The sequence below is a fragment of the Ruegeria sp. E8 genome (assembly GCF_056533985.1).
In genome coordinates this window covers 211,113-224,567 of sequence record NZ_JBQFOY010000005.1, presented here as the reverse complement: position 1 = coordinate 224,567, position 13,455 = coordinate 211,113, and the positions used below count along the sequence as shown (strand labels likewise).

Genomic DNA, 13,455 nt, shown 5'->3' with positions numbered 1-13,455 from the left:
CATAAGTTTTTGTTGGGCAAAGCTTAAGCAATTCGTTCTTGTGATCAAGGCGTACAACCCCTCAGAAAGACACATGACCGATGGAGGCAACATGCTGGACCCCACCGAATTCACATCCGCGATGCGCAAGGCGGTGACGCCCGTTTCGATTGTGATCACCAGTGGCGAGCACGGCCCCCATGGTGCAACTGTAAGCGCGGTCTGTTCGCTGTCGGCGTCCCCTCCGGCAGTGCTGATCTGCATCAACAAGAAAAGCCGCATTCTGGGGATGATCGAAGAGCACGGGGTCTATTGCGTCAATTACATCGCACAACAGAATGATAAACTGGCATTAGCCTTCGCTGGGGTCTCCGACTTTGCAGATCAGCGCAACTTTGCGTCTGACCATTGGACGATTGACCAACAGACCAGCCTGCCGGTCTTGTCCAATGCCGCCGCTATATTCACCTGCCTGCATATCCAAACAGTCTCATTCGGAACGCATCGCATTCTTATAGGCAAAGTTGAACGAGCCGAATGTTCTGACGCACACCCATTGGCGTATTGGGATGGCGGCTTTCGATCGCTGGTCGATCCCGAATAGGCTGGCGATCGAAGGACTTGGAGGCCATACCTCTTCAACACCCGATAGGACTTGCTGGAAATTTTAACTTATTGTCGCTGCAATGTGTTTACACACCGTGACACTGAAAATTCGCCACGAATGATCGAACGACCACTGCGTCTTGCGAATTGATGGCTCGAGCACTGGGCAATTTTTTGCGTTGCGGTTATCGGCGTGTCGAGATGTGCAGGCGTTCATGAAATCGGCCTGGCCACAGGTACTTGAACCGATCATCACCTCGTTTTCCATCCCCTTTTCAACAGAGGCGCGTCTGTCTTCGGAAATCTCAAAGCGCACAGGTTTCTGCGTCTTGCTCTGAAGGACCGAAGCCCGTTCCTTGACTTGACCGGACGCCATGACATCTATGGCCTTCATCTTCACCAGATCACAGCCGCGCAACTTGCTATCGATTGCCATGTTGAACAGCGCTAGGTCGCGATGGTTTTAGGCCAATTCAAGCCGCGCTCGGATCGCCCAGACGTGCTTTGGTTTCAATGGTCGCTTCTGGCCGACGATCCGGCTCTTGTTCCAAGCTGGGCGAAGAGCGCGAATGGCGGGTAAATTTGGTGTCTCCATGACTGATCCTTCGATCCGCCATGCCCTCCCAAAGCGACAACCCGATTTTGACCGGAACATTTTATCATAACAGGCTGCGCTGCTTCTGAAGTCCGCGATGAGCCCAAAATCTATAAGTGTTGCCCACGTCTCAAATGTCTGGTTATGACTTTCTGGCAAATTTCGTGTCGTTCCTGTCACCGGTCAGGGAATTCATTGCAACTGAAAACCCCGGCGAGTTTTCAATCGTTATCTGCGCATCATGAACCTTGGCAATCCGGGCCACCAGGGACAAGCCCAGCCCGGAGCCTTGGGTGATCAGCTGCCTGGAGCCTCTAAAAAAAGGTTCAAAAACCCGTTTCTGCTCATCCAGCGGAATGCCAGTTCCATGATCCGTAACCTTGAGTTGCACCCCGTTTTCATCACTTCGGACAGAAACTTCTACTGGAGACGCGCCGTATTTTTGCGCGTTGTCGATTAAATTGCGCAGGAGATGTTGAAGCATCCTGTGGTCGCCTTGTACCTCCACACGTTCTCCCGTGACTGTGATCCCCTCCACCCGACCGGCCTCTTCGGTAGCAAGCAAAAACAAATCCACAGATTCAAAACGGACTTCGGCCACACCTGAATCGAAGCGGGTCATCGCAATCACGTCGTCGATCAGGTCGTTCAGTTCGGCAATGTCCTGCCGAAGGCCCGCGCGCCTTTCCGGGGTGTCTTTCGTGTCCAACAACTCGATCCCCACCCGAATACGCGCCAGCGGTGTGCGCAATTCGTGTGACGCGTTGGCCAGCAACATACGCTGGCGGTCGAGTAGCTCTTCTATGGTCTTAGTCGAGGCGTTGAAACTGGCCGCCAGCCTTGCAATTTCGTCGTTGCCATCCACTGCGACGCGCCTGGATAGATCACCGGCGCCAATGGCCTCGACGTCCCTTTGCAAGTGTTCCAGTCGACGGGTAATGCGCCGGATCAAATGATACATCAGCGAAAAGACAAGCAGGATCAAAAGGCCAAATACTAAAGTGACCGCGACACCGTCATCAGCAAGCCCAAGAAAAGAAAGATCAGCGATGACAAAACGTCCATCCCCCAATTGGCTAATCCAATGTGTGCCGTCGACCAGTTCCACCCACTGACCCGGTGATGTCGGTTTCAACGTTAGTGCAACAGGTGTTCCGCTGGACCCGATGAGGCGACCATCTTGAGCGTAGACTGTCAGGTCTATTGAAAGGCCTTCTGCGATCCGGCGGATGGCGGCTTTTTGATTTGTGCCGGGCGCATCGGCTTCGGGCAACAGAAGCACAGATACATCGGCGGTTAGATCATCCACCGCCGCGTTGAAGCGCGCATCGAACACGCGGTTCCAAAAGAGTGTTACCAAAACCGAAAAAAGAACCAGCCCGGTGATCATCACCAGCGCCATTTGTATGAAGCCATGCTGGACAGCCTGACCGAGGCGCAAAAGGCACAAGCCGTGCGGAGTGACGCGGCGATCAACCTGCTGCTTGGGCCCGGTGAATACCTGCCGCTCGACCCCGGTCACCGTCGCTGCGGTGCGGCCCGCCAAAGCTGCCGTTCGCTGCAATCACAAAACCCGTAACTGGCCTCACTAATAAAGTGTGTACAAGGCCGCCGTTCATGGTGTCGGGCACAAGGGCAACTTCCGACACCGTTCGGTTTTCCCGAAGGATAGGTAGGAGTTAAGTAGGATCGCGTGCACAGGACAGACGACTGCATCATGTCCTGTAAACAGTTTCGCAGGATGGTTGGAAATGAGCGTGCAGAATGGGTTACGGTTTTCTGTCAATAAGCCAATAGGTTACACCCAGCGCTAAACCGATTGCTGCGTAACCAAGAAAGTATTGAGGCTCCAGATTTTTATCGTCAAGCGTGATGATTTTTCGAGCGACCGCCATCAATGCTGTCGCGACGACAAGCTTGATATGGATGACGTCAGCGGTCAGATAAAGAGTGATATTTGTATAGATCTCTATGGCGATCAGAACGACCAACACAGCACTGAAAACCGCAAGTAGGTCACTGACTTCCAAGATATAAACAGGCGGTTCCATCAACTTCAGATACGTTGTGAAACCGGCGTCGATAATAGCCAGCAGAATGATACCAAGCATGAGCACCGACAAGGCTCTGACACCGTGGCGGATCATGCGGTTACACCAACGAACGATGGCATCTTCGTGATCGGGGTCTAGTTCCACATGTGCCGGGATGGGTTTGTGCTCTTCGCCACTCACTGTAGCCTCCAGTTCCATAATGGTTCGCCAGCGTGAGAAATTTCATCCAGTTACATCACCCGCTTAGGCATTAGTTGAACACTCACATAAAATGAGTGTCGTTTTCTAGGTCGAACTGTTTGTGGTTAAGAATTCCTTATGAACTCAATGCGAGCCTTCTCAGCGACTTGCACGGACTAGCGGCTTGAGACCCTTGCGGACAATGAGTGTCGTCGAAGATCAGACGGGCTCCGAAATTCGAAACGCACACTCGAACGGAAGTATCGAAGCAAGCGGCCAAGTTGACTCAATTAATCTCGCAAGCAATGTTGGTTTGTGGCCAAACATATTCGAATGGGTTCAAATTATGACTGTGGTCTCAATACGGGCAGTTCTATCCGCTACATTTTCGTTCCTATTGGCTTTCGGAGCGGTCGCGCAGGACAGCCTGCCGCGAACGATGTTTGTCAATGTCGACGTTTTTGACAGTGAAAATGCGACGGTCATCGAGAACGCAAATGTTCTTGTCGAAGGCAATTTGATCGCCAAGGTTTCGACCAATCCGATTGAACCGAATGGTGCTGTGGTCGTGGACGGCCAAGGGCGGACTTTGATCCCCGGGCTGATAGATGGCCACAATCACATCATGCTGCCGACCTCTCCCTTGGCCTTGGCGTATAACCTTCACTGGTCCTACACTGGCGCTCTCGTCACGAGGGAAGCTGAACGAATGCTGATGCGGGGCTTTACAACGCTTCGAGATGCGGGTGGCCCCTCCTACGGTATAGCGAAGGCCATAGACGAGGGTATTGTTCCCGGGCCCCGTATATTTAGTTCTGGACATTGGATCGGTCAGACATCGGGTCACTTCGATTTCCGCTTGTACAACGACACCCACCATCGACAGCGCATTGAACGTACTGTCTTCGAGCGCGAATGGTCGTTCATCGCCGACGGCGTATCTGAAGTGCGTGCAGCCACCCGCGAGGTGCTGCGTCTTGGGGCCACTCAGGTTAAGATCAGTCTGGGTGGTGGCAATTCAACCCCATATGATCCATTGGACACAACCCACTACAGTCCCGAAGAAATCCGCGCCGCAGTGGAAGCCGCTGAGGACTGGAACACATATGTGATCGTTCACGCTTACACGGATGAATCTGTTATCCGCGCACTTGAGGGCTGGGTAAAGAGCATCGATCATGGCAACATGATATTCGAGGAGGAGACCATTCGCGCCATTCGTGATGCGGGGGCTGTTCTTAATCCACAGTTTCTCATATTCACGCCGGATGAGAACATGTTGGCCGCAGGCGATCCCGCAACCATTGAGAAGGGCGCGCCACTGCGCGACAATGTCAAAAACTACGTTGCCTTGATCAAAAAATACGACCTTCCCATTGCCTTTGGCGTGGACCTTTTCGGAGCGCCCGAGCTCATGGCAATGCAGAACCTCGAGTTCGAACGCCGTGGTCGTTGGTGGTCCGGGGCTGAAGTCTTGCAACAGGCCACATATAACACTGCAAAACTTGTGGAGATGTCAGGACCGCGAAACCCTTATCAAGAAGGTCCGCTTGGGGTGATCAAGGCAGGGGCATATGCCGACTTGATCCTCGTTGATGGAGATCCGGTTGAGGATATCAATCTGCTGGTCGACCCCGAAGCTAACTTTCTGATCATTATGAAGGACGGCGTGGTCTACAAAAACACGCTCGAGAACTGATGAGCGTCATCATGCGGCTGCTTGTCGTTGGAATTTTGGGTTCGCTTGTGGCAACTTCCGTGACCGCCAACCCACGCGTCGTGAGTTAGAGCGATCTGGTCGACACATCTGCCCAGACCTTTGAGGACCCATTCAAGGAACTTGGCGCCGTTGATCTCATAAATCTGGAGGTTGTGGTGCGTGTTCGGGAACTACTGAAGAATGGCGCAACCGACCCAGAAAAACCGGAACTGGCCAAATCGCGCTTGGCAGAGGCCGAAGCCTCTCTCGATGCGGCGGGTGTGGATATCGACTGATACGTTTTGCAGCGTTTTGTTGTGGCTGAAAATCGAGAGCGTGCCGCAAAACCGGGCAATCCCGATCTGAATGGACGACAGGTGACGCTAACTGGTTTTGCGATACCAACGCCGCCAGACGCCGATGGCACCCATATGGCTTACCTGTGCCGCAACTTGGAATGTGTAGTCATCCAGCACCGCCATCGCCGAACCAACTCGTGCGTCTGCGTTTGTCCGCGGCGGCCTCTTGGCGGGTCGTGTCGAGACGGAAATGGGGTCGCCCGCTTTCACTCGTGCATTGTTGCCGACATAGACCTCGTCAACCCGGCCCGGGCGGTCCGAGAGGACAGTCGCCGTGCGGAAGGCCGCAGATACGTTGCGTGTCGATGGATGAAAGTAGAAGATGACGGTGATCAGTGTCACAGCCAGTATCGCGCAGGCTGTTAACCCCCACCGCAACTCGTACCAAATGTTGAACAGAGTAATTTCATGCCCCCACCGTTTGCCTTGCCGGTAGCGGCAGTATCAGGGAAGGAAAACGTTCCTTTGCGTTTGCGACCAGATCATACCACTTGCCGACCGCTATAGGTAAGGAGAGAGCAACCGCGCCAGCCCGTTGCGCAATTTGGCCCAAAGTGGGAGATCATTGATCTCTTCGAGGTTAATTTCCCGAGCGCCTAGTGCTTTTGAGTCAAGGATGGAATGGAGCTCTTCCGATAGCTCTTGATGATAGCACTCAACATTGAACTCAAAATTCAATCGCAGGCTTCTGGGATCCCAATTTGTGCTCCCAACAAGAGCCCAAACATCGTCCACGAGCATGAGTTTCGTGTGATCGAACGGTGGCTTGGTAAAGAAAACACGGCAACCATGTTCCATAATTTGCCCGATCTGACCCATGGCCGCCCACTCGACAATCTTCACGTTGTTGTCGGAAGGGAGGTAGATTTCAACCTTGATGCCACGGAGGGCCGCCACTGAAAGCGCTTCTATAAGACGAGAATCCGGCAAGAAGTAAGGGCTAACAATGCGTACGCGTTCTCGCGCGGCCGACAGCGCCGCGAAAATGAGTTTACTGAGCGTCTCAAAGTCTTCGTCTGGTCCGTGCGAAATCCCCCGCGACCAGACTGAGCCGTGGCGGGTAAGCTCAGGAAACCAGGCCGGACCGCTCAACTGCTCACCGGTGGTAAAGGCCCAATCCGTAACGAATACTTGCTTGAAGTGGCTTACCACTGGCCCCTCAAACTTGAAGTGCAGGCATTGTGTTGGTCCCTCGGGATTGAGGTTCAGGCAATGAGCTTCGCGAATATTGGTTCCGCCCGTGAAGCCTATGCAGCCATCTACAACAAGGATTTTTCTGTGGTTTCTCAAGTTTGAGAAGCGGCGCGAGGAGAACCCGCTTGTGGGAAGAAAGCTCGCTGCCTCAATCCCCACATCTTTCAATCGAGTGACCATGTTCTCCTTGCTGTAGCGCGCGCCAACGCAGTCGATAAGAACACGCACTTCCACGCCGCGGTCCTTGGCCCGAACAAGAGCATTCAAGAACTCTTCTCCCGCTCGGTCGCTGTCAAAAATATAGCTCAGAAAGCCAACGGAAAACTTGGCGGCATCAATAGCCGCAATCATTTCCGGATAGGCCTCGTCACCGTCCCGCAGGCAATGAACCGTGTTTCCTGGCAGGAGCGGCTTTGCGCTAAGACCTTCCCCAGCGCGGGCCAATCCCGCAATGTGAGGAAGTTGAACATTGGCCTCTTCAAACAACACTCTCTCGCTTTCCGAGAGCGAGAAACTGGGAATTTGACGGATAGTATCTGATAGGCCCATCCGCGTTCCGGCCCGATTGATACGATTAACGCCCAGGACAATATAGGCCAACGAGCCCACAAACGGCGCAAGCCAAGCAAGTGCTGACCAGCCGATTGCGGCACGAGTATCTCGCTTTTTCAGAACGGCGTGCACCGTGACGCCAAGAGCCAATGTGATCTGGGCAAGCGTGGCCAGAAATGCCCATGCGTAGACAAGGCTCAAAACACGATCCCCCCAAATACAGCTACACTATTTGAAGCTTCACTCTATCTCCCTTGACACACAGCAATGCAGAAAGTTTGGGTTATAATTCAATGAGTCAGCCCGTACGTCACAAATATCGCACTCAGCGTAACTCATTCGCCCTCTTCAAGAACAAACAATCGTCTGCTCAGCTCCTCTTTGAGGACCTTGTTGAACGGTGCAACGAAATTCAGCTTTCCGTCCCACTCGCCTAGTGAGTAGCAATGGAGCCATCGAGCTATGCTCCGTGAAGCGTTCTTTTATTTTCAATGCGTTGGACAAAGTGGGCCCAAATAGATGAAAAAATTTTGGTCCCTAGGACAAGTTCCCTGCAATTCAACAATTTGGCAACTTGTTCTATTGGTCGGAGTGAGAGGATTCGAACCTCCGACCCCTGCCTCCCGAAGACAGTGCTCTTAGGTATCAGTGAGTCTCGTTAAGTTCCGGGCGGTTCAGTAACTACCTGTTTTACTTGACATTAGTCGGTTTCTTAAGTCTCAAGAGGTTTCAGGGGGCGTCACGTTCGGTGCTGCCCCGGTGCTGCCCGAGGAGACGAGTGTGAAGACTGAGAAACGAAAATTGACTGATGCTTTGGTCCGTTCGGTCAACCCGCTCGCAGGGCCTTCGGAGTATGTCATTTGGGATACTGACGTCACGGGATTTGGACTCCGTGTGAGGGGCAAGAGCATGTCTTATGTGGTCGTTTACCGTCCTGTGGGGCAGGGGCGCTCTGCCAACGCAAAGCGCTTCAGACTGGGTTCGCCCGGCTCGATCGCCAACGTAAAGGACGCACGGAGGATGGCGCTGGCGGTTTTGGGTCGTGTTGCTTCCGGAGCGGATCCGAATGCCGAACGAAAAGAAGAGAAACGACGGTCCCGGTCGACTGTAAAAGAGATGCTGGATCGTTATGATGAGCATTTGGAGCGTCGGGATTACGTGACTAGGACGGATGTGCTCAGCTTACTCCGACGGCGGTTGCGGCCCATGTTCGGTCGAGAGATTTCTGAGATTAAACCTTGGGAATTCGCTGAGATCATCGAGCGCCTCGACAAGAAAAGCGGAGGCACGGCCGGCGGCACGTTTCGGACTCGCTGCTCGACATTCTTAAATTGGTGCACATTCGATGCGAGGGTATTGGAAGTAAACCCTTTGGCTGGTTATCGACGTCGTCGTGACACGCGATCCGAGCGCGTGAAGAAGTCTGAGATGGGCAAAGCCCTCACAGATGAGGAACTTAGAAAGGTCTGGCTGGCCGCGGATTCAGCTACGTCTTTTGGAAGACTTCTGCGGTTTCTCATGCTTACTGGGTGTCGTCGGAACGAGGGCGCAAAGCTCGTTTGGCCAATGGTGGACCTCGACGCTCAACGGATAGAATTACCAGCAACCTTCACAAAGCAGGCAAGAGGCCACACCGTCTACATTGCAGATGAGTTGGCCCAGATGTTGGAGCCGATGAAAGAGGAAAGACTTGCATCTGACAATGTCTTCCCTTCAAACCGTACTGGAGGTCCAATGTCTGGGTGGAGTAAAATTATGGACCCGGGCGACAAGCGAACCGCAGGTGGCGCAAAGCCGGGCACGCCGGGGTTTGTGAAACATTGTGGCGTGCAGTTCACTTTTCATGACTTGCGCCGGACTTTTCGGACCGGATTGTCCCGATTAAACGTAGACACCGAAATTGCCGAATTGGCACTAGGCCACGCACGCTCAGATTTGGAAGCGCGATATAATCGGGACGACTGCGAATTGGCCCTGAGAGATGCTTTTCAAGAATGGGGAAATCACATAGCCCGAGTTTGCAACAAGAGTTGAGCGATTACTGCAAATTAACTCCTATATCTGCCATACATCTGACATACACTTGAAAACATTGGATAAATTTTGAAGTACGGCTTGACGCAGTGTGGTACAAAATGTACCCTTGCATTCGAAATAACCTTGCCCCGCCGCAATGGAACGGGCGAAACGGTGTAACGGATGGGATGCGGCAGCGAGGTCTTACCTGAAACGAGCGCACTAGGTGCGTGCGATGAGGATAGACCGAATGCTCGATGGAACCACCGTTAACTCAACTCAACCTGAAATTGTCGACCTGAATTCGCTGCCCGCATCAGCCTTTTTGACACGCGTTCAATTGGCGCCGGCGATCGGCTTCTCGTTACAAACTTTGAAACGATGGGCTAGCGAAGGGAAAGGACCGCGCATCACATACCTAGAGAACCGACCACGCTATCGAGTTTCCGACGTCCTTTCTTGGATCGAAAAGGGGCGGAAATAATGGCCGGTCCTTGGGAAAAGTATCAGACGGCGCAACAAAACCCACCGACTGGCCCGTGGGAAAAGTACGCTCAAGAACAGAAAGGAACATGGCGTGATGCGCCACTTGTCAGTGGTTCGTGGCGTGATGCGCCAATAGTCGATCAGCCAACACAGACCGAAGAAGAGACCCTACTCGCGTGGATCATGGACAAGGGCGAAACAGCGCTAAACACGGCGGGGTATTGGGCCGAGGCCGGTGCAAAAATGGGGGCAGAAATCGCTGGTGCACCGGTTGACCTGATCAACGCATCGCCGGTGGCATTAAACATTCTCCCCGGTGAACAAGGAATGAAACCGTTCTCGGAGCGCCCTATTGGTGGGTCCGAGCATCTCTGGGAAATTCTTGCGGCCCCCCGAGACGCTGCACAGGAAGCCATGGGGGTGCGGGTTGGAGACGACACGCCCGAAAATTTCATAGAGGAATTCGGCGGGCGCGTGATTGGCGAGCTCGTTGCAGCATCTATTCCGGGAGCTGGGGTCCTTCGCGGTGCCTCCAAAGTGGGGACTACGGGTGCACGGGCAATGCAGGCGTCACCACGTCGCGGTGAACGGATGCTTGGTTCGCTCCTGGAAAGTGCCGCAGCGAACCCATCCAAGTTCGCTAAGAAAGAAGCGCTTTACGCAGCAGGTGCTGGAGCTGGTGCCGGAACTGTGCGCGAGTTGGTGTCTGATGGCGATCCATCCACAACAACAACCCCCGAAGCCGTAGCTGATTTGGTAGGATCTCTTGCGGGAGTTGGCGTAACGGCTGGTGCTGGAGCGTTGAGACGAACCGCAGGTGACATTGTCACCTCGGCTACTGGCCGCGGGGGTTCGGAAATTGTGCGCGGCGCGGTTACAGATGAACTCGCAAGGGCATCCGGGGCACCGATATCTCCGTCCGGTGCACCAGACACAGAAGGGCTTGCGAATGCCCTTCACAGCGGTTCAGCAACGTCTCCGCGCCTTCCCGGCTATCAGGACACTACAGCCGACGTTTTGCAGAATCCGGGCATTACCTCCTTAGAATACAGTCGCCAAAGCGGCAGCGGCGCCGGTAAATACGCTCAACGCCGCAGCGACAACGCAAGGGCGGTGAACGATGCGATCGACTCCCAAGCGCCTAGTGCGACACCGGGGGCACTCCGCGAGACGCTCTCGGCCAAACGCGACATGGCGCTACTTGAAGCCGAAACGAGGCAGTATCTCGCGCAGACTGAATTCGAAAAGGCCGCCGACAATCTCGCTGCGGTCCAATCTGGTGAAGCGCGAGGGCAGACCGTTCGTGCGGCCCTGGACGAAGCCCTTGCAAAGGCCAAAGAGGCCGAGCGCGCGGCGTGGTCAGGTATAGACGGAACCGTCAATCCCTCCGGCCTTGATAGAGCCTTCGACGACATTACGAACGGGCTGACTCTTGCCGAGCGTCAAGTCGTCTCTGGTGAAAACTCTATTCTCGAAATTCCCGGCCGTCTGACTGGCAAGCCGGACGAAGAGGCAGCGCTTCTAGCACATGTCTTTGGTGACGGCGTTGTGCCTTCTGAACCTGTGCGCTTGGCGGAAGTAACGACCCTGCGCAGTACGCTAACGGATCGCACACGAGCTGCGCGATCTGCAGGCGACTACAACACGGCCCGAGTGCTGGATCGGTATGTCGGAGCAATAGACGGATTCCTCGACAATGCGGTCCCCGAAGTCGTTGAACGTATGGAGGCAGCACGGGCCGTTTCTCGTGATCTCAACGACCGTTTCACCCGACCTACAACCCCCATTGCGCAGACGCTCGATCGCAATCAAGGGCGGCCGCGCGTACCGGACAGTGAAGTCACCGGTAAGTTCGTACATTCCGACGAAGGCCAAGCGTCGAACATAAGCACTCTGCTGCGAGAAACCAACGAAGCGGCCGATGTTCGCGCCGCTCTTGAAGACCAGATCAAAGCGGGCGCTGAGAAGTATCTTAACAAGCCCGATCAGCTCGAAAGCTATCTCAACCAGTACGAGGCTGTGTTCGAGAAGTTCCCTGAATTGCGCGACGAGTTCGGAACGGCCGTTTCTCTCAAGCGTTCGGCAGATGAGGCGACCAAGGCCCGCGTGGGGGTTGAACGCGATCTCGGCACCGATACGACGCCCGGGCGTAACGCCGTTGGCCGGTATCTCCGGTTTGGCGACGAGCGCGCAGTAGATGCAATGGCTGGGGTAGTGAACGCCCCAGATCCTGCCAAGGCAGCCGACGAAATCCTGAAATTCACCGGTGGTGAACCGCAGGCGATAGAAGGTGCAAAATCCGCTTTTTGGAAGCTTATGGAGCGGGACGCCAAGTCCAGCGGCGCGACAACACGAACACCTGGCGGAGAGCAGGCATGGCGGCCTCAGTCGCTGTACAACTTCCTGCAAGATCCCAAGAAGCGCGTTGTGATGGAACGCCTCTATTCGGATGATCCACAGCAGATGACACGCATCGACGAGATTGCGAACGCACTGCGTGACATTGATTTACGAGTTACTGCCAAAGCACCGAACAGTAGCGGGACACCGCAGGCAATCAAAGGAAATGACATTCTGCCGTCCGCTGAGACTATTGGCGCTTATTCCTTTGCCTATCGCCGCGGCCAAATTGGATTGCCCTTTATCGGGTTGCGCCTCGTTTCGACGATGGCTCGACGCGCAACGCTCAAGGGCCGTAGCGCAGAATTCGAAGAACTGCTGGACAAGGCTTTGCTCGAACCGGAAGTCGCGGAAATGCTGCTTCGTGAGCACAACCCGGCCAACGTGACGGCGATGAACCGATCCGCAAAACTTTGGCTTGGGAACCGCGCCTCGGCAATCGCTGAACTACTTGGCGACGATCAGGGCGTGCCGTCGGAAGACGACACACTTCTCGATCACATCTTCGCTAATTGAGCTCTCTACAGGTATCAGATTGAAAAGGAAGGCTATGGGACATTTATCGATATCGCCCATGGAATACCCGGTTATTGGCGGTTCGACACTGGCTGAGATTGTCGAACGTTTTAAGCTTGGCCCGGATGATGAAGAGTCTCAGAGCAAGACTTGGCGCGGGTTCGCTGAAATAGCTTTGAGGGGTGAGACAGAGAGGTCTGGGGCGAAACCGACAGCAGACATCGGCCCTTTGCACAAGCTAGGCCAAGAGGCGTTGGTCGCATTCATCGGCGAATGCCTCCGGCTTGCCTTGGATAGTCAGAAACCGCGCCGGAAACGTAAACGCGGTATCGATATAGCGCTGTGTTTGTTCGTGGTGTTTTTGGTCGTTGAGGAACGCAAACTATACCCAGAAGCCAGCGACAATCGCGTTTTCACTAACCTTGCGCAGTTGTTAGGCCCCGGGATCGAACCGGATACGATTCGGGGCGCGTATAAGCGCGGCCTACGTGTCTACTCCGCCTTCTACAGACGCGATGACGAAGCCTCAATTCTCGCGCTCGCCCATCTTAGAAAGACGTTTTTTGACGACTTCTGGAACGCGCACAAGAGTTCCGAGAAATACCGCGAAGATCGTGCTTTTTGTCGAAACTCCGGACGCCGAAAACAGTGGTGGGAACAATGAATGGAGATTCGAATGGCAGAGGTGCGAAATGCAGTTATCCCTTGGCAAGAGTGCCAGTTTGTATCGCCAAGAAATGCAGGCCGCATTCTCGGGCTTCGACAAGGGGCGCTCAATGACCGGATTCGAGCGGGCGAGCTTGAAACGAAAAGATTGCC

9 protein-coding genes and 1 pseudogene are annotated in these 13,455 nt (G+C 54.3%); 5 read left to right on the top strand and 5 right to left on the bottom strand.

The annotated features are described in order from the left end of the window. Positions 1-91 precede the first annotated feature (91 nt). A complete protein-coding gene (locus ACR0LF_RS09345; RefSeq protein ID WP_480856261.1) occupies positions 92-583 on the top strand; it encodes a flavin reductase family protein in 492 nt (163 codons plus the stop codon). A gap of 190 nt (positions 584-773) precedes the next feature. Here the strand turns inward: ACR0LF_RS09345 and ACR0LF_RS09340 are convergent. The 3 genes and pseudogenes from ACR0LF_RS09340 to ACR0LF_RS09330 all read right to left on the bottom strand — a co-directional run. Continuing rightward, positions 774-1,180, bottom strand: a pseudogene (locus ACR0LF_RS09340) (site-specific integrase); the annotation flags it as partial. A gap of 142 nt (positions 1,181-1,322) precedes the next feature. After that, positions 1,323-2,726, bottom strand: a complete 1,404-nt coding sequence (locus ACR0LF_RS09335; RefSeq protein WP_480856260.1) for a sensor histidine kinase — start codon at positions 2,724-2,726, stop codon at positions 1,323-1,325. 223 nt (positions 2,727-2,949) lie between these two features. Beyond that, positions 2,950-3,432 (bottom strand): phosphate-starvation-inducible PsiE family protein, encoded by a 483-nt coding sequence (locus tag ACR0LF_RS09330; RefSeq protein ID WP_480576448.1) that lies wholly within the window; start codon positions 3,430-3,432, stop codon positions 2,950-2,952. Between the two features lie 184 nt (positions 3,433-3,616). On the opposite strand from ACR0LF_RS09330, the gene ACR0LF_RS09325 reads away from it, so the two are divergent. Continuing rightward, on the top strand, positions 3,617-5,113 hold the full coding sequence (locus ACR0LF_RS09325; RefSeq protein ID WP_480576451.1) for a metal-dependent hydrolase family protein: 1,497 nt from the start codon (positions 3,617-3,619) through the stop codon (positions 5,111-5,113). Positions 5,114-5,496: 383 nt separating this feature from the next. Here the strand turns inward: ACR0LF_RS09325 and ACR0LF_RS09320 are convergent, their stop codons facing one another. Then, positions 5,497-5,814, bottom strand: coding sequence for a hypothetical protein (locus ACR0LF_RS09320; RefSeq protein WP_480576454.1), 318 nt, complete (start codon positions 5,812-5,814; stop codon positions 5,497-5,499). Positions 5,815-5,973: 159 nt separating this feature from the next. Continuing rightward, positions 5,974-7,419, bottom strand: a complete 1,446-nt coding sequence (locus ACR0LF_RS09315; RefSeq protein ID WP_480576457.1) for a phospholipase D-like domain-containing protein — start codon at positions 7,417-7,419, stop codon at positions 5,974-5,976. Positions 7,420-7,998: 579 nt separating this feature from the next. Here ACR0LF_RS09315 and ACR0LF_RS09310 point away from each other — a divergent pair. The 3 genes from ACR0LF_RS09310 to ACR0LF_RS09300 all read left to right on the top strand — a co-directional run bounded on the left by ACR0LF_RS09310 (position 7,999) and on the right by ACR0LF_RS09300 (position 13,300). Then, entirely contained in the window at positions 7,999-9,252 is a 1,254-nt protein-coding gene (locus ACR0LF_RS09310) for a tyrosine-type recombinase/integrase (RefSeq protein WP_480576460.1), read from the top strand. A gap of 465 nt (positions 9,253-9,717) precedes the next feature. Next, positions 9,718-12,636, top strand: coding sequence for a hypothetical protein (locus ACR0LF_RS09305; protein ID WP_480576463.1), 2,919 nt, complete (start codon positions 9,718-9,720; stop codon positions 12,634-12,636). A 58-nt stretch (positions 12,637-12,694) separates the two neighbouring features. Beyond that, positions 12,695-13,300 (top strand): hypothetical protein, encoded by a 606-nt coding sequence (locus tag ACR0LF_RS09300; RefSeq protein ID WP_480856258.1) that lies wholly within the window; start codon positions 12,695-12,697, stop codon positions 13,298-13,300. Positions 13,301-13,455: the final 155 nt, after the last annotated feature.